The sequence below is a fragment of the Pricia antarctica genome, from assembly GCF_900101815.1.
GTDB classification, from domain to species: domain Bacteria; phylum Bacteroidota; class Bacteroidia; order Flavobacteriales; family Flavobacteriaceae; genus Pricia; species Pricia antarctica.
In genome coordinates, this window is record NZ_FNAO01000008.1 from 24567 (window position 1) to 42082 (window position 17516).

Below are 17516 nucleotides of genomic sequence, written 5' to 3' on the forward strand. Positions count from 1 at the left end.
ATACTAGCAAAATATAGACCGCGAGCCTCCTTAAATAGCGGACTACATATTTTGAGAGGTATGACCAAAGTTCAATTAAACGATTGTTCATTTTGTCGTCGATACCATGAACATCACAAAATTGGCACAACAGAATGAAAACAAAAAATATAGCGATTATAGGTTCCGGTGCAACTGCCCTTTATCTGTTGAAGCATATCGGTGATAATATCAAGGTCCTTAAGGACCAGTTCAATCTTATAACGATATTCGAACGTAGCGACCATATGGGAATGGGAATGCCCTACAGCCCCGAGACCACCGACATCTTCAACCTTGCGAATATTTCGTCCGTGGAAATCCCGGAGCTACCGGAAACCTTCGGTGACTGGTTGAGGGAACAGTCCACGGAAGAACTTGTTTCCCTTAACGTGACCGATTTTCCAATAGACGATGCGGAGGTTTACGGCCGATTGGCCCTTGGACGTTACCTGCACGAACAGTACCGGAATATCCTCCTAAAATTAAAGGAAGGGGGAATCCGTACACGTGAGGTACGGGGCGTCCATGTCTCCGATATTGTCTACAACGGCGCCTCCAAGACAGTTACGATAGCTACCGACAGGGGTGAACATACCGATTTTCTAAAGGTCGTAATTGCGACCGGGCACCTGTGGAACGAAGCGGACCGCCCGGACAAGGGGTATTTCGGTTCCCCATGGCCAATAAAAAAACTTCTGCCTGCCAAGGGCGGGACCCACAACTTCAAGGTCGGCACGTTGGGCGCGTCATTGAGTGCATTCGATGTGGCGACCTCGCTGGCACACCGACACGGTAGCTTCAGCAAAAACGGGAAGCGCCTCTCATTTAAGCTCAGGGAGGGTGCCGAAGGCTTCAAACTGGTCATGCATTCCTCTGAAGGCTGGTTGCCCCATTTACAGTATGAACAGATGGAGCCTATGCGCGAAATATATCGGCACACCGATAAGGGCGCTTTATTGTCACTAGTGGATGAGAAAGGCTTTTTGAGTATTGAAACCTTTTTTGATAGGGTCTGCCGCCCCGCCTTATCGATAGCCTTGGAACGTGACGGAATGGGTACGATGGTCAATGAACTAAACTCGCCCAACTTCACGTTCAGGAATTTTGTGGAGATGATGGCGAAAGACCATGAATACAGCGATTCTTTCGAAGGGATGAAAAAGGAGATGTTCAAGGCGACGGATTCCGTGGAGAACAACAGACCTATACATTGGATGGAAACGCTTGACGATCTGATGTACTGCTTGAACTTCCATGCCGAGCTACTGCCTGCGGAGGACCATTTGTTCTTCAAAAGCGAGGTCTCCCCGTTCTTGATGAACGTCATCGCCGCCCTCCCACTCCAGTCCGCCGATATCTTAATTGCGCTCCATGAAGCGGGGTGCATCGAGCTTATAACAGGAAAGGTCACTGTATTGGAAGGCAACGATACGGATAAAAGGACCTTTATAGAGGTCGAAAGCGTGGACGGCGAAACCACCGTTCTTGGGTATGATATGTTCATAAACTGCGCCGGCCAAAAAAGCATTGGGCTTGACGACTTTCCGTTTCCGTCCCTTGTCCGGGATGGACATTTACGCAGGGCACGTGCTAAGATCAAAATGCCACAGGAATTGCAATCGGGTGGCAACGGGTCCGAAAGTCGCGACATAATCGAACAGGATGGCCAGGCGTACCTGGGTATAGGTGGTATCGATATAGATGCAGCCTACCGGATAATCGGCACCGACGGAGTATCCAATGAGAGAATAATGGATATTACGTTCACCCATACCTCCGGTATCAGGCCCTATTCATATGGCCTGCAGGCGTGTAGTGCAACAAGCAAGATACTGGTAGCTTCATGGACGGCCCGGACCGAGGGCCAGTTCCAGGCCGATGTCGAGAACATGGCCACGCTTTTTAAGGATAACGGACTTTAAACCGACAATTTTGGCAACAGAGGTCACGCATTTATTCGCGTACCCGCTCAAATCATCGATGGCAAAACTCAGGAGCCCCTACGGATTGCCCATTACTTTCGGGTTGGACCTTGTCCCCATCGGCCACGGTGTCCTGAACGTAGTTGACCAGATTGAGTATTCTGATTAAGGTCTAAATGGAAAAGAAATCCGCAATGGAACCCTTGGACTAAATCGCCCTTCGTCGATAAACCTTCCGTTGAAAAGTATTGGTTCATAATTCAAAGTTTTAGTATCCCATTCGGTGATTTTCTATTTTCCGAGAAAGAGTCACATTCTGAATATAAATTTTGGGTTCTAATCTACCTAACTTACCTTTAGATAAATAGACAATTGTAGGAGTGGTAGGGTGTCATGTATAGTTGGTATGATTACATGATATTTTCTCCAATGATTTACGGTAATCTTATCAAAGACTTGCTGGAAGACCTATTTTAGATTTTAATTAGAATACATGTATCATAGACATCTTAGGAACCAAGGAAATAAGAAAAAATTCAAATAAACCATGAAGAAATATCCATCGAAAATTGGTTTCGGTCTCGTGTGTTTTATACTTGCCGTAGTGGTTGGAAGCACTATTCCGTTGATTTCGCCACCCATATGGATAGGGCTGATTGTCAACGTACTTTTATTGGTTTTTATAGCCCATTTGTTCAAGACCACCTATTACGTAATTGATGGAAATTCTTTAATTATCAAATCAAGCTTTCTAGTTAATAAGAAAATCGATATTAACAGAATCAGGAAAATATCTGAAACCAATAATCCCCTCAGCGCTCCGGCTGCTTCTTTAGATAGACTTGAGATTGCGTACGATAGACATGGCAGCATTTTGATTTCCCCAAAAGATAAATCAGGTTTAATAAATCATATTACACGACTAAACCCCCAGATTGAAGTTCAATACAAATATAGAAAATAGTGGCAAAGTTCAAATAAACGATGGCATTTGACCTGAAATAGCCTTGAGAAACCTTCCTTGATATTAAAAGTCACCTACGTGGTACATAAGACCAACAACCTCCGAAAGCCCCTTAATATAAGCATCTCATAAGCTAGGTTCTAGCCCTTCGGTTATATTCCGGCAGAGTAGCCTAAAGCAAAACCCGGATAAGGCCTCCTGCATTTCCTTGTAGGAAGGTCGTCTATTCTCTCCCGGCTAGTTCCCGTCGAATGCCCTCCAGTTCGGCCCCATCCCTCCGAAAATCCCTATATATTGGAGCTATAGGTTCTAGACCCTCCACAGGGTACTAGTGACAGTGTACTGCAATGCAAACGATACATGAGGCATATTGGTAAAAATCAAAAAAGGCTGGCATGTTTCGAAGAGGTACAAAATAGGTTCCTGAAGGCCAGAATTTTCAAGGCAAAGTTGAAGTTCTTAGATTAATATTGCCTTATATTTGAACCGATAAGGTCAAAAGGATCGAAATGATATCTGCCCTGTTTGTCTAAGGGTTGGATATTCCAAAAAAGGATAAAAATGAAGGATGTCAAAATACAAAAACCAGACCGATTTTTATCGTTGGATGTATTCCGGGGCTTGACCATCTGCCTAATGATTTTGGTTAACTCACCAGGTACGGGAGCCGAAATTTATCCCTATTTGGCCCATGCCCAATGGTTCGGTTTTACCTTGGCTGATCTGGTGTTCCCTTCCTTTCTTTTTGCGATGGGCAATGCCATGAGCTTTTCGATGGGCAGGTTAAGGAGTGCACCTTCCAATGAATTTTGGAAAAAGGTACTTAAACGAACCACTTTGATTTTTTTATTGGGGTTCTTGATGTACTGGTTTCCTTTTTTCCAGCAGGGAGCGGAAGGTTGGGAGCTAAAGCCCTTTTCAGAGACCCGGATCATGGGCGTTTTGCAACGCATCGCGCTCTGCTATTTTATAGCTGCCGTACTCTTCTACTACTTATCGGAAAAGAAGGTTCTGATTATCTCGGCCATTATTTTATTGGGGTATTGGGCCATTCTCTATGCTTTTGGAGTGCCAGGGCAAGAACTGGCTATGGCAACTAACGCCGGTACCTTGCTCGATTTCCATGTTTTGGGTGACGGCCATATTTACAAAGGCGATGCCATACCCTTCGATCCAGAGGGAATTTTGAGTACGTTACCTGCCGTCATAAATGTCGTTGGCGGATTCTTGGCGGGCACCTTCATCCAAAGAAAAGGGAAATCTTTTGAAGGAATCGCCAAGTTAATGATTGCCGGGGGCCTTTTGACCGTTCTGGCATTATGGTGGGATTTGATTTTTCCTATTGGGAAAAAACTATGGACGAGCCCTTTTTCCCTCTATACCATTGGAATAGACCTATTGGTGATGGGAGCTCTTATCTATTTCATAGAAATGAAAAAGCAGCGTTTCGGCATACGGTTCTTTACTATTTTCGGGAAAAATCCGTTGGTAATCTATCTCTTCTCGGAACTGTTTTACATCTCTCTTCGTACAATTCAGGTAGGTAACGGCAAGGATGCATTTGAATGGGTAAGTGAGGTAATTTTCCAAAGTATATTTCCGGGCAGTTTCGGGGCTTTTATTACCGGCATTGTCTTTATGCTCGTGTGCTGGGCCCTGGGTTGGTGGATGGATAAAAACCGTATCTACATCAGACTTTAATCCATCAAGTTTACTATCATTGTAGGAAATTTACCCTGAATCTCGGACTGCATCGTCTCCCAATAGGTAACACATAAGGTGTTTGGAAAACGCCTTTTGGGAGGCCGATGAACTCAAATACCAAAATATGATAAAAAAGAGCAGTGTTTTGATTATTGTAATGCTAATTAGTATTGGTTTTGGTGTTGGTATATACCTACAGGATGTAAAACACCAAGAAAGCACAACTGCGTACCGACAAGCGAACAGATACAATATACAAAGATTCAAGGCTGTTGAAAGATTTACGCATCAAATGAATTCGGATAACTGGCGGACTATGCAAGACAGTATTTATAAGCAATTGGACACCTTGATAATTCTGCGGTTTAGAAAAGAAATGGATAGTTTGAATGATCTTCAGAAAAAACCCTAGCGACAGAACTGTACACATTTAAAACTGTAAAGTAGGTTTGCACCGACTTCAAAAACATTAGAACGCCCTTGTTCACTCCTTGATTTTCTAGGTCAACTTCCCCGTTTTTCGTTAAGCGCACACTGACTGCCCTTTGAACTAACAAGCACGACCTTGAACGACAAGTTTACCATAAAAATGGGATTCTTTCCACCTTTGTATCAAACAAAACGGTATGAAAATTTTACTAGTCCATATTAAAAGAGAGTTTACTAAAGAAAACCTGATTGCCGCGATGAGCTGTTTGGTGCTCTCCCTATCCATCTTCTTTATTATGAAGGTCATGGGACGCTAACTTTAGAAATTGACAATCGGCCGACGATAGGCCAACCACGATCCTACCGCGGATGAAGATCAGAAAGTCCATATGGATTGCCGAGGCTGCATAGGCTACTTTAGTTTCGTAAATTTATAACCGACCATTCCAATTTTTCCGTATATTTATTCAACTTCCCCCGGTTATATTTTATTGCAACCTAAAACCAACCTTATGCTCTCTAGATGGTTCAACCAAGGGACGAATTCTCTTATCGCCGGATGGATTCTCATCACATTATCAATTCTTGTTTGCAACGGATTCTTTTGGATCAATGATTATATATCTTCCCCGCAACACGGTCTATTCGATAATTTCAATGAAGTTTCAGAAGTAATTCGATCGAAAAATGTCCTGTGGTATCGGCTCTATTTTCTGCTCGATTTCTTTTGGGGCCTTTACCTTCTAATCATTATTGGCAGTGTTGTTAAAGACGATAACGGGATACCCCTGTTGAACTATAAAGAGTATATCAGTACAACGGCGTCGACGCTCTATGTTGTTTTTGCCTCTGTGGCTTTCCTGTTCGATTGTATTGAAGGTATTTGCTATCTGTTCTATTGGGGCAAGTTTCTAGAGGCTATATATTTCATCAAAATGCTATCTTATTCAGTTTGCCTGTCCTTTTTAGTGTATTGGTTATTGAAAACGCAAGTATTGCGCTACTTTAAGGCGTTCTTACGCTTTGTCTGGACTTCGCTATTCAGTATTCTATTTCTGGTCGTCATCTATTTATTGATAACCATAATGCCCCAGGGTGGCACTATCATCGTAGACCTGTTCTATAATCCGTGGAATATTCTACTCTTGTTTTTCTTACTTGCCTTTCTTGCCATTATGATCTCGCACTATCCCATTTACGCCGATATCTGGATGAATGGCGACAATACCTGTGTACATCTTGAGATGGACAAGAAAATCCGATTTCATGGGTTTGGAATTATCTACTATAAAGGGGTCGGGGCAACTAATGCCGAGAATCGGTCTTTCAACAATGTTATTGTACAGGCCATGCGAAGAAGCCTTGGCATCATGCTCTACCTAGCCCTTTTCAATATCCTGTTAGGTGTTATTTCACAGTTTTTCGAGGTGCAGTTCGATGTCTTGACGCTCACCATTTTTATTTTGGTAGCGACCCTCTTCCTATATTATTTGGAGGGTAAGAAATATGACGATTGGAAAGTTACGTTAGCTAAAACGGATATCCCGGCAGCCATCAAAAAACAAACGGTGGAAAAGATCGTATACTATGTAAAATGGTTTCCCAGATATTTTCTCATCTGTACATTCCTTGTGGTGATAACCACTTTATGCGCCTATTTCCTAAACTGGAATCGGTGGACAATCATTCTATTTCTATTGACTTTGGGTTTTCAGATGTTCCTATATATCATGTTCAAAATTGCCAGATCCTATTTTAAATACGTATACCGGTCTGAATTCATGGTAAAAGAGCATGAAGAAATGTACGACCCAAATACCCTCGCCTTTTTTAAAACTTACGATGCCGATCAATCTAGGGGCGAAACCCGATTAGGTAGGTTTATGGCAATGCTTAGTCATAACGTGAGGTATTTGAGACTTATGCAGATAAGTGGTCTCATCTCGCTTGTAGCCCTAGTTTTAGCCAATTCGTTTTTTGAGGTGGCCACCTTTTTTAACCCTTTGGTCATTATATTACTTTACATTATATTTTTTTATTCCTTGTTCGTTATTATTTTCAAACACCTACTCTATTACCACCGCCGCCCACAAAGCACCTATAAGCATCGCAATTTTTTTAAGTACGGCATACCCTTGGTTTTCTTTTTTCTTGTAGGATGGATGGTTTTTACAGCAATGTTCAACAACGATCTGCACCAACTGAGCTTGGTCGATCGTGAACTTCCCGAACCACTTTCGTATGAATCTTTTCTCGCTTCGATGACGAAAAAGAGTAACAACGGAAAGGCCGAAAATTACTTTTTGGTGGGGTCGTATGGCGGAGGGTTGAAAGCCAATCTCTGGAACCTATTGTTGCTTCATCGACTGGAAATTGCCTCTGACAAGGAATTCTTTAACCGGACACTCGTTATGTCGGGAGTTTCCGGGGGCGCAGTGGGCATTGGCAATTTTGCATCCCTTCTATATGAGCAAAAGGATAGTGCTTCCATTGCAAGGCAAATTGAAAAGATAGGAAGATCCAATGTGCTGTCGAACGAACTGACCTACTTATTGGGTCGAGATCTGGTTCGGGAATATTTGCCCTTTTGGAGTTACGCGGGCAGGGACCGTTCGTACAAGAGTATGCAACAGCATGCCAAAAACACGGGGATGAAAACCTACAATACCATTGCCTTTGATGAGTATTGGAGAAAAATCTACGATAGCAGGGCAGGTACTTTTCCGGCTTTGATCATCAATACCACGGCGGTAGGCGGCCAACAGGGGCTAGCCACCTCGGTACAATTTCCGGAAAATACGTTCGCAGGTGCAAAAATCATCAATGAGTTCACTGGTGATCTAAGTAATAAGACGCTCACCTATTTCGGCGCTATCTCCACTACCAATCGATTTCCCTTTTTCAGTCCTACGGCCAAAATTCCGAACAAGGGGAGTTATTTGGACGGCGGCTACTTTGACAACTCCGGGATGTTAAGTACGCTGGAAGTCTTTGATGCCGCTATCCGGGATACCACGCAAGACTTTGCATCCAAAATCAATCCTGTTTTTATCAATATTATTAATTCCGAGGATTTTTATATCGCCCAAAAGATAAAGGAATATGGCCTAAAGCCTAAGAGCATCAACGACGTCAGTGAAATCGGCTCAATTATCGGAACGGTCGCCTCTATTGATAAATTCCCAAGATTTGTGCTTGAAAAAATACGAGCAAGGGGCTATGCCGTCGAACTGATAATGATGCCGCATAAGCTTAGCTATGAAAAAATTAAGCAGTCCCTTAACGGGGAAATAGCCAAACCTTTGGAATTAATGGAAAAAATAGCCTTGCACAATGACTCCATTGATGCGGCCCTTCGCGATTATAAGAACTACGACCTAGAAAAGTGGGGCGTAATACAGCCCCCTTTAGCTAGATTATTGAGCATACCGGCAGTTCGATATCAAGAGGCCATGATAAATAAACATGCGTCCGTAAAAAATACTTTGCAAAGAATCTTGGACATCTATATCAACACGGAAGAAGTTATTGATACCGTTTTCCAAAATAAGGCCAAACGAAGGGCGGTTTCGAAATATCAGAAAGAAAATAGTGAAGTTCTCGATACCAAAAAGAGGGATTGAAGTACGTGCTATCCTATCAGATTTTATCACATTAATAACCCTTATCATCCAAGGTCCCGATTGTATTTCAAATATCTGAATATTCATTGATTGCGGCACCCAACTCCGTTATAATGTGTTACCTATTTCTAATCATAATCCAACCCATCCAATCAGGAGTTCAGTATATTTAACGCCTCTAATTGTATATTATGAAAACCAAAGTACGGCTTAGCACTCCCTATTTCTTACTCGTATGCACCTGTCTCGTAATCGGGTCCGGCTGTTCTTCAAAACAAAAAAACGAATCGGATGACACCAAGACGGTCGCCAAAATCTACATCACGACGTTGGACAAATCCCAACGCTTAAAGGAACATAAGATAGCTGCGAACAGCACGGATACGCCGGATGCAATCCTACAGGTAGATCCCACCACCACCTATCAAGAAATGGATGGTTTTGGGTATACCCTTACCGGGGGTAGCGCCTTACATTTAAGCAAAATGTCCGCACCGGCACGAGCGGCCATTTTACAGGAATTGTTTGGTACGGACTCCACTAGTATTGGGGTAAGCTATCTTCGATTAAGTGTTGGCGCCTCTGACCTCGACGAGCGGCCTTGGTCGTACGACGATTTGCCCCATGGCGATACCGATGTCGAGCTTACCCAATTTTCCATGGCGTACGATACGCTGTACCTGATTCCCGTGCTGCAAGAAATCCTGAATATTACCCCGAATATCAAATTAATGGGTTCCCCTTGGTCTCCCCCGGCCTGGATGAAGGACAATAAAGACACCCGAGGCGGAAGTTTATTGCCGGAGTATCAGGCGGTTTATGCCAACTATTTGGCCAAGTACATCCAAGAAATGGCCAAGCAGGGCATTCCCATCGATGCCCTTACCATACAGAACGAACCCTTGCATCCGGGAAACAACCCGAGCCTTTTAATGCTTGCCGACCAACAGGCGGGGTTTATCAAAAATAATTTGGGGCCTACTTTTGAAGCCTTGGGCATCCAAACCAAAATCATCATTTATGATCACAACGCGGACCGGCCCGATTATCCCATATCCATTTTAAACGATACCCTGGCGGCCCAATACGTAGATGGCTCTGCCTTTCATCTGTATGGCGGTAAAATCGAAGCCTTGTCCGAGGTACATGAAGCACATCCTTCCAAAAACCTCTATTTTACGGAGCAGTGGGTAGGCGCACCCGGTAATTTTGCGGAAAATGTGGCTTGGCATAACGAGACCTTGATTATCGGTGCAACCAGAAACTGGAGCAAAACCATTTTGGAATGGAATCTGGCCGCCGACGAAAACCAAGAGCCGCACACAGACCGCGGGGGGTGTGACCGTTGTTTGGGAGCCCTGACTATTATGCGTGATAGTGTTGTACGGAATCCTGCCTATTACATCATAGCACAAGCTTCGAAGTTCGTGCCCCCAGGTTCGCTGCGGATTGCCTCTACTACCTTGACCGATATACCCAATGTCGCCTTTAAGACCCCCAAAGGTGCCTTGGTCACCATTCTCCAGAATAAAAATACTGCGGATAAAACCATTGATGTGCAACTGGGTGAAACCTCTGTTGTTATAACCTTACCCGGAAAATCGATCGGCACCTTAATCTATGAGGACGACCGTGAATTTTGAGAAAAGGCGTAAAGGGGTTTTATACCCCAAATCATTCCACTTACAAAGAATTGACATCCAAACATACAATAGGTCCTTTTAAAAAGTCAGAAATATTTTACGTTTGTAGGGTTGATGGTCGCATTGGATCGCTAACGTTTGAAAGCAAACCTGATTTCCTTCCCCCACCAGACTTTGAAGTCATTTAGACTTTTTTATCAATAAGACAGCTTCAGCGGTTGGGCGCATTATAAAAATAGCATAAAGGGATTAAGCAATGGAATTGGTTATTATAACGGCTGTTGGTAAAAAAGACCTTCTGGAAAATATCTTAGGAAAGGATGTGCTTGCCCCCTTCAACCCTTCCCCCAGTAAAAAATCGCTTTACCTCAACGACAAGGCATACCACTATGTAGTGATAGATGACAACGCGCCTTTGGAACGTATTATCGATACCCTTATGCAGATAGATGGCGTTGAATCCGTTTACGAAAAGCCCCTCGACCTTCCCCCAATATAAGGTTCTCTCTTTGTCAAGCGCAGTCCAAAAGACTGTTCTGGGAAAACCCGTTTGTATCTCCCCCTCAGTAGACCCATACGTAAGTATCATTTATTAATCGGGTTGAACGGCAGACCGCCGGTATCAGCCAATAAATTCAATCTAATGGCAACAAAACAGAGTACAAAAAAGATCATTGATTCGCCATCGGGCTCTCCGCCCGAGCTCATTGTAGTCTCAAAAAGCGTAGAGGCCCCTCATGCAATGGAGGCAATGAACGCGGCAAAATCGAAGTCCAAACCTCCGGAAGACACATTGGCGGGTTTCGTGGTCGGAAAAAAACTGCAGCTTGTTCCTTTATTTGGGGATACCGATGCCGAGGTGGCCGAGATAGTTTCAAGGTCGAGTGTCTTGGGAGGTGCTAACGACCTTTCAAAAATGCGGCAGTTCTATAAAGTGGAAGCAGCCGCGGACGAAAACCTGGAAAAGTTAGCGGCCTCGTTGAACAAACTTGACGAAGTCGAAGGGGCTTATGTGAAGCCCGGCTGTATGCCGCCAGTCTATTTTGGCGACGATGGAACGGACGATGCACCAGACAGCGATGATGTGCCGATTACCCAAAACCTCACCAACAACCAAGGTTATTTGAATGCGTCTCCGCAAGGGGTAGATGCACGCTATGCGTGGACGTTGCCCGGCGGACGTGGTAACGGGGTGCGTATTATCGATATCGAAGGGGGCTGGAACTTTAGCCATGAAGACTTGCGCACCAATGTAGGTGGTCTTCTGGGCGGCACTAACACTACCGATGACCTCAGATGGTATAATCACGGTACCGCCGTTTTTGGTGAAATGTCGGGTGACAGTAACAGCTTCGGAGTAACGGGTATTTCACCCAGTGCCAATGTCAGGGCCTATTCTATTTTTGATGGGGGTAGCGCAGCGGCTATACGACAGGGGGCCGATAACCTTTCTGTAGGCGACGTGATGCTTATAGAGCTGCACAGGCCTGGCCCTAATTATCCGGGAGGCAACACGCAAATGGGCTATATCGCCATTGAATGGTGGCCCGACGATCTTGCGGCCTTACAATATGCTACCAATAAGGGAATTATTGTTGTAGAAGCGGCCGGAAACGGGTCCCAAAATCTAGATGCCGCCGTTTACAATACCAGACCCAGCGGATTTCCATCGAGTTGGCGAAATCCCTTCCGAAGAGGTGCCGGCCATGACAGCGGATGCGTTCTGGTGGGTGCCGGTGCACCTCCGCCGGGCACCAATGGTGGTAATTGGGGCGTAGATAGAAGCCGGCTAGGCTTTAGCAATTATGGTTCTTGCATAGATACGCAAGGCTGGGGCCAGGGGGTGACCACCTGTGGATATGGAAATATTACGGGTACGGACCCCAATAACAAAAATGAGTGGTACACCCATTTCTTTAACGGTACAAGTAGTGCCTCTCCCATTGTTACGGGTACGGTTGCCTGTTTGCAAGGCATTCAAAAAGCAGCGGGAAGAGCCTTACTTACCCCTAGTCGAATGCGCCAATTGTTTAGGACTACGGGCTCGCCGCAACAGGCCGGTGCCAATCCCGTATCCCAGCGCATCGGAAACCGACCCAATCTCAGGGCCTTGGTAGCGGCCAACGCTTCTAGACAGCCCTGGTGCGGCGTACAGTTTACGGGTAGCCTTCCACAGCAATCCACACGCAGATGGTTTACCCATAGTTGGCCCGACCATTGGCACGTTATATGGACCGTGGTACCCACCGCGCCGGCCATTGACGGATCTGAACAAATAGAGTTCAAGGTAAAAACTACCAGACAAGCTTTCGGTCTTATCAAATATTTTATAGAGATAAAAAACCTTAAAAACTATCCGGTAAGTGTTGAAGCCCGTTTCTGCGTCATAGCTTCTTAAGTAACTAAAAATGGTACTAATCCGGAAAGGTCTAAAAAGATGACCTTTCTATAAAATCTTAATATTATGAGAGTAGGTGTTCAATTTACTGGCAGTATTCCTGCAAATAGCACACGTAAATGGTTTACACACAGTTGGCCTGAAGCTTGGCATGTGGTATGGAACTGTGTGCCGAAAAGTCCCGTTCATGACGGACCCGCCCAACTAGAGTGGAAGATAATGGTCTGTAGACAGACCAGTACGAAAATCAAGTATTTCATTGAGGCCAAAAACCTTACGGGGCAGACCCTGCAGTTTGACGCACGATATGCCATTATGAACCGGTAGATTATAGGATGAATTACTAAAAAATTTAATTATGGATATACATATTAATTTTAATGAGAAATCCGCTGACATGGATTTAAAAACGGATGGTACTGCAGGGGACGTTAGTTTTGCCCCTGATGGAGGATCCCCTCCTACAGATGTGGAACAATCGGCAAACCAGAATCTCGACCAAGCCGATAACTCAGTCTCTTCAGAAGCCGAAAACCTCGATATCGGGGGACCTGCCGAATGGCTAATTCAGGCCATGGCCAGCACTACGGCGGAAGATGAAGGCCTATCGAATAAACCTATCAACGATGATACCAATGATATCGATGATGGGGGCAGTGGGCCCTTGGAGTAAGTGACCGTACTATTGACCCGCAGGACAAATGGCTTGCGGGTTTTCACTTTTTTCACATCAAGACGATTCCCCCGACCGTAAAGAAATAAGCGTCTAAACTATTTTCTCGAACCTATGCCTACCGCTTCTTCAATAACCAGCAATATCCGAAAGCCCTTTACCGCTAACAAAAGGCTTCTAGGCCTACTTACGGTCGCCCTGATCGTTATCGGCCTTTTCTTCGCCATTTACTACTCCCATATAAAAAACAACGAACACCACTTCCGGGAATCAAAGCTTCAAAGTCTAGATTCGGATTTCGCTATTATTTCAAGGCAATTGGACAATGATATTCAAACTTACAATTCGCAAAATAATATACAGCCCAAAGATGCCAAAGATCAAGACTTACGGAATCAGGTCTATTCGATAAAACAACGCATTGATTCTATCTGGAAAAAGCCGGGAAAATCCCTAAAATTAGATCAAGCGTTCGACGAGTACATGGTAACTATCAAAGACCCTTCTAGAGCCATATATTCTTCGAAAACAAAAGATTCCACGAAATCAATAGACGATATCTATAAAAGTTCGCTCAAAGGTGCGATCAAACCGCCCGACACATTATTTAATTCCAACATGCTGAACATGGGGATTTCAATGGCTATACCGGAGGAAGGAACCAATTATCAACTCTTTGGACGAGAATACAATTACGAGACGGCCTTAAATTCACATGTCAAGCTAAAAATTGAGATCATTGGGCTGATTAAAGCCGATCACTATAATGAAAGTATCCGAAAGATCGATCCTTGGATCATTGCCTTGCTCACCACTTTTTTACTGCTCTCACTCTTCGGCCTGCCTTATTTCAAAATGCTTTTTATCGCGGAAGACGAACGTCTCTCGAGTAAAGATGTCATCTTGTCGGGCATATCGGTGGTCGTGGGCGCGCCGATTATCATGATTGTATTTCTCTCTTTAGTGAGCCATTCTTACGATTATTATCATAAAATCCCGAAACAGCTGAGTGGATTGAGCGCCGAAATTGGAAAGCGTTTCGAGATAGAAAATAGCGAAAATGTGACCCGACTCTATGAAACACCTTTAAACACAGAAGATTCAACACCTGTTCCCGATGCTACGCCCTATTTCAGGATTTCGGATACGAACGCCCCACTACTAGAAAATTTTAAGTTTGTTTCTAAAATCGATTCGGCAGGTAAAGTCTATTATCATATTGCGTTGATAAATAAGGACGATATTAGAAATACCAAGAACTTGAGTACCAGGCCCTATTTTAAGGATTTTGACGCATCGGCAAACCTTTGGCACTTCGAAAAGGGCATCGATTATGTTATGCGACCCGTAGTTTCCATTGAGGACCAAACGGAAGAAGCCGTATATATTCTAAAAAACGTATCCGACAAACTTCCGGGCTATAGGGTCGGCGCTTCCCAATTAAAATCGATACACGACCCCATTTTACCCTTTGGATATCAGTTTGTCATTGTCGATCAAACCGGCGAGGTATGGTTTCATTCAGAAGAAGGAAGGGCAACGCTGGAAAACTTCTTCGAGGTATGCAGACAGGTCAGTGATGTAAAGGCAGCGGTACTCGGAAGAATCAATGCCCACGGCCTGGTCAATTATCGTGACCAAGGCAAAATTTTCAATGTTATGCCCATCAAGGGAACTAATCTAAATGTCGTAGCCCTATACGATATAGGCCTTCTCCGCACCCGTATTTCGGAAATACTGACCCTCGCCTGTATTGCCGTTATACTGGCCATTTTGCTCATGCTCGTGATTACGGTCCTTTCCTTGATTATAAGAAATCCCAAGCTTGGTCTGTACAAATACGATACATTTCTATTCGAATTCCTGACCCCAAAAAAGAAGGATAGGGATATCTATATTCTCTTGTCAGTTCTCTTTATAGGTGCATTATTGATAGCAATAGGTAGTACCCTCCTTCCCGAAATTGAACCGAAAAAAGTATATATTATCTGCCTTCTTTTGCCCATGTGGGCCTATTTGATCGTATACTATACCCTGCATCCGCATAGAAATGAGCCGGAAATAAAATTTAGGATACGCGATTTTCTGTTGCTATCGGTCATCGTTTTTTTAAACATCATCATGATTGAGCTAAACCCAGAAAATTACGGCTTCGCAATTGTTGCCGTTCTATTGCAATTGGGGTGTATGTTCGTTATTATCCGCGGACAATTTTTTTCTTTGCCCGAAGGGATTAAGAAAATCTGTAGATACAATACACTGAACATCCATATTGCCTATCGCTATTGGTATTCCATATTCCTGTTCAGTTGGTTGCTGTTGGTCGCCGTCTTTCCCGCATTTTTGATTTTCGAAAAAGTCGAAAATCTGATCCATACCATTTGGATCAAAACCGATCAGATTTCCATGGCACAAAAGTATATGGCCAAAGAGAAAGCACTTGAGAAAAATCTACCCGCATTTCAAGATTTGAGGGCCGAGTATGACAAACTATATCAAAATCACTTGAAACAGGGCCTGTATCCCGTATATGCCGAATCCGTTACAATAAGGTCCGGGGAAGGCCCTTTTTTAAACGTCAAGGGCGACAATGGCATTTTCCAAGAATTTCTTTGGAATACACGGCCTATTTATGATGAGCGGGTGAGCCAGTTTCAGGCGCTGGTGTACCGACATGCCCAAGATAATTCTTGGATCAGTGATACCGCATCGGATACGCTAGCCTTAACATATTTGGATAAGAAAGGAGTGGTAAATGTAATGCGGGACAGGGTTCAAGAAACCATAGCAGAGACCTTGGGCTTTCGAACTTTAAAGAGTACTGGTATTGTGCTCATATTGGCCATTCTATTTTCCTTGATCCTATTTTTTATCGATCGCTTCTTTGCTTTCCGTTTTCGGCATTTGAAGCCCAATGATTTTGATACGAACCAAAAGGAAAACTACGTCGAAAAATTTGGACGGATGCTGCTCGACGAAAATTCCAACTCCGGCCTGCTATTGATCGGCTTGCCCTTTTCCGGAAAACGGACTTTCGCACTTAAAATACTGGGATCCGTAGGATATACCAAAGTTGTAACGCTCTCCATGCTTAGACTGGACCATATTGATCTCAATGCCGATATTTCGGATATTCTAGGTCTTCTGGCTGGGTTTAGCATAAAAAATCAAGACCCATTCGATTTTGAGGTTTACGAAGTGTTCATCATCGAACATCTGGAACACACTATTAAATCTTTCAATGCCAATCATATAAAACTTAAGGTCATTTCTTTTTTGATCTCTAAGAGAAAACGAGTGGTATTGATATCCGAGGTATATCCGAGCCAGATTTTTGCATTTTATGAAAATCCGCCGGAAGAATCGGGTTTGCCATGGGGCAGCTTTGAAGACGACTTTAACTCTTGGCGGAATATTCTGAGTGCTTTCCCTCAAGTGCTTATCGGCATTACAGAAAATAAAGAAAAGGTATATCGGGTATTGGGGCTTAGACCACAAAAAAATCCCACTAGATATGAAGAGACCATAACCCCTTTAATTGAAGAATTGGGCCACAGCAAATTTTTACCCACATTGGCCCCGATTATAGTGTCAAAAACCCTGTACGAAACAGAAAATTCCAATCCCAAATATCATCAGCGGTTAGATAGGCAACGTATGGTGATGCATACCCAAAACATGGGTCACGGCTATTATAACGACATCTGGAACGCGCTGCCCACACGGGAACGCTATTTGCTGTATGATCTGGCCAAGGACGGCTTTCTAAATATCAAAAACAGGAATTCCCTCTTTTCGCTAATGAAAAAAGGGCTAGTGGTGTGGAGAGATCGCCCTGCCATTTTTAACTATAGCTTTAAAAACTTTATCATCACCTCCGTTTCGATGAACGAGGCCCTTCGACTCGAAAACAAGAACCGTGGCAAAGGTACCTGGGGCAACGCGCGAATCGTTCTCTACCTTATCATTATTACCACCATCGTTTTTATTGCTTTGGGAAAACCGGAGCTGATAAAGGATTTTGAGGCACTTATCGGCACCTTGGGCGGTTTGGGCGTCGTTATTCCCTTGGTCAGTAAATTTTTAGCTTCGGGGGGGCAGAAGTAATGGCCCTGACTTCCTTTTTTTTTAGTGATTAT

10 protein-coding genes are annotated in these 17516 nt (G+C 43.9%); all 10 read left to right on the top strand.

The genetic code is table 11. The features are described 5' to 3' along the window. Nucleotides 1-134 precede the first annotated feature (134 nt). Nucleotides 135-1943: an FAD/NAD(P)-binding protein gene (locus BLT07_RS15610; RefSeq protein ID WP_091871178.1), complete on the top strand. Its 1809-nt coding sequence runs from the start codon at nt 135-137 to the stop codon at nt 1941-1943. Nucleotides 1944-2490: 547 nt separating this feature from the next. Next, nucleotides 2491-2907, top strand: a complete 417-nt coding sequence (locus BLT07_RS15615; RefSeq protein WP_091871181.1) for a PH domain-containing protein — start codon at nt 2491-2493, stop codon at nt 2905-2907. A 561-nt stretch (nt 2908-3468) separates the two neighbouring features. Further along, nucleotides 3469-4608, top strand: a complete 1140-nt coding sequence (locus BLT07_RS15620) for an acyltransferase family protein (protein ID WP_091871184.1) — start codon at nt 3469-3471, stop codon at nt 4606-4608. Between the two features lie 944 nt (nt 4609-5552). Continuing rightward, complete coding sequence (locus tag BLT07_RS15635) at nt 5553-8663, top strand: hypothetical protein (RefSeq protein ID WP_091871195.1); 3111 nt, start codon at nt 5553-5555, stop codon at nt 8661-8663. Nucleotides 8664-8854: 191 nt separating this feature from the next. Continuing rightward, entirely contained in the window at nt 8855-10306 is a 1452-nt protein-coding gene (locus BLT07_RS15640; protein ID WP_091871198.1) for a glycoside hydrolase family 30 protein, read from the top strand. 256 nt (nt 10307-10562) lie between these two features. Beyond that, nucleotides 10563-10805 (top strand): hypothetical protein, encoded by a 243-nt coding sequence (locus BLT07_RS15645; RefSeq protein WP_091871201.1) that lies wholly within the window; start codon nt 10563-10565, stop codon nt 10803-10805. A 144-nt stretch (nt 10806-10949) separates the two neighbouring features. After that, nucleotides 10950-12704, top strand: coding sequence for a S8 family peptidase (locus BLT07_RS15650; protein ID WP_217633332.1), 1755 nt, complete (start codon nt 10950-10952; stop codon nt 12702-12704). A gap of 66 nt (nt 12705-12770) precedes the next feature. Beyond that, complete coding sequence (locus BLT07_RS15655) at nt 12771-13031, top strand: hypothetical protein (protein WP_091871204.1); 261 nt, start codon at nt 12771-12773, stop codon at nt 13029-13031. Nucleotides 13032-13062: 31 nt separating this feature from the next. Then, a complete protein-coding gene (locus BLT07_RS15660) occupies nt 13063-13377 on the top strand; it encodes a hypothetical protein (RefSeq protein WP_091871208.1) in 315 nt (104 codons plus the stop codon). A 114-nt stretch (nt 13378-13491) separates the two neighbouring features. Further along, nucleotides 13492-17484: a hypothetical protein gene (locus tag BLT07_RS15665; protein WP_091871212.1), complete on the top strand. Its 3993-nt coding sequence runs from the start codon at nt 13492-13494 to the stop codon at nt 17482-17484. Nucleotides 17485-17516 lie beyond the last annotated feature (32 nt).

What these genes read in the sequence shown, in the direction of transcription:
- BLT07_RS15610 (WP_091871178.1), top strand. Translation starts at nt 135, where the DNA reads ATGAAAACAAAAAATATAGCGATTATAGGTTCCGGTGCAACTGCCCTT.
- BLT07_RS15615 (WP_091871181.1), top strand. Translation starts at nt 2,491, where the DNA reads ATGAAGAAATATCCATCGAAAATTGGTTTCGGTCTCGTGTGTTTTATA.
- BLT07_RS15620 (WP_091871184.1), top strand. Translation starts at nt 3,469, where the DNA reads ATGAAGGATGTCAAAATACAAAAACCAGACCGATTTTTATCGTTGGAT.
- BLT07_RS15635 (WP_091871195.1), top strand. Translation starts at nt 5,553, where the DNA reads ATGCTCTCTAGATGGTTCAACCAAGGGACGAATTCTCTTATCGCCGGA.
- BLT07_RS15640 (WP_091871198.1), top strand. Translation starts at nt 8,855, where the DNA reads ATGAAAACCAAAGTACGGCTTAGCACTCCCTATTTCTTACTCGTATGC.
- BLT07_RS15645 (WP_091871201.1), top strand. Translation starts at nt 10,563, where the DNA reads ATGGAATTGGTTATTATAACGGCTGTTGGTAAAAAAGACCTTCTGGAA.
- BLT07_RS15650 (WP_217633332.1), top strand. Translation starts at nt 10,950, where the DNA reads ATGGCAACAAAACAGAGTACAAAAAAGATCATTGATTCGCCATCGGGC.
- BLT07_RS15655 (WP_091871204.1), top strand. Translation starts at nt 12,771, where the DNA reads ATGAGAGTAGGTGTTCAATTTACTGGCAGTATTCCTGCAAATAGCACA.
- BLT07_RS15660 (WP_091871208.1), top strand. Translation starts at nt 13,063, where the DNA reads ATGGATATACATATTAATTTTAATGAGAAATCCGCTGACATGGATTTA.
- BLT07_RS15665 (WP_091871212.1), top strand. Translation starts at nt 13,492, where the DNA reads ATGCCTACCGCTTCTTCAATAACCAGCAATATCCGAAAGCCCTTTACC.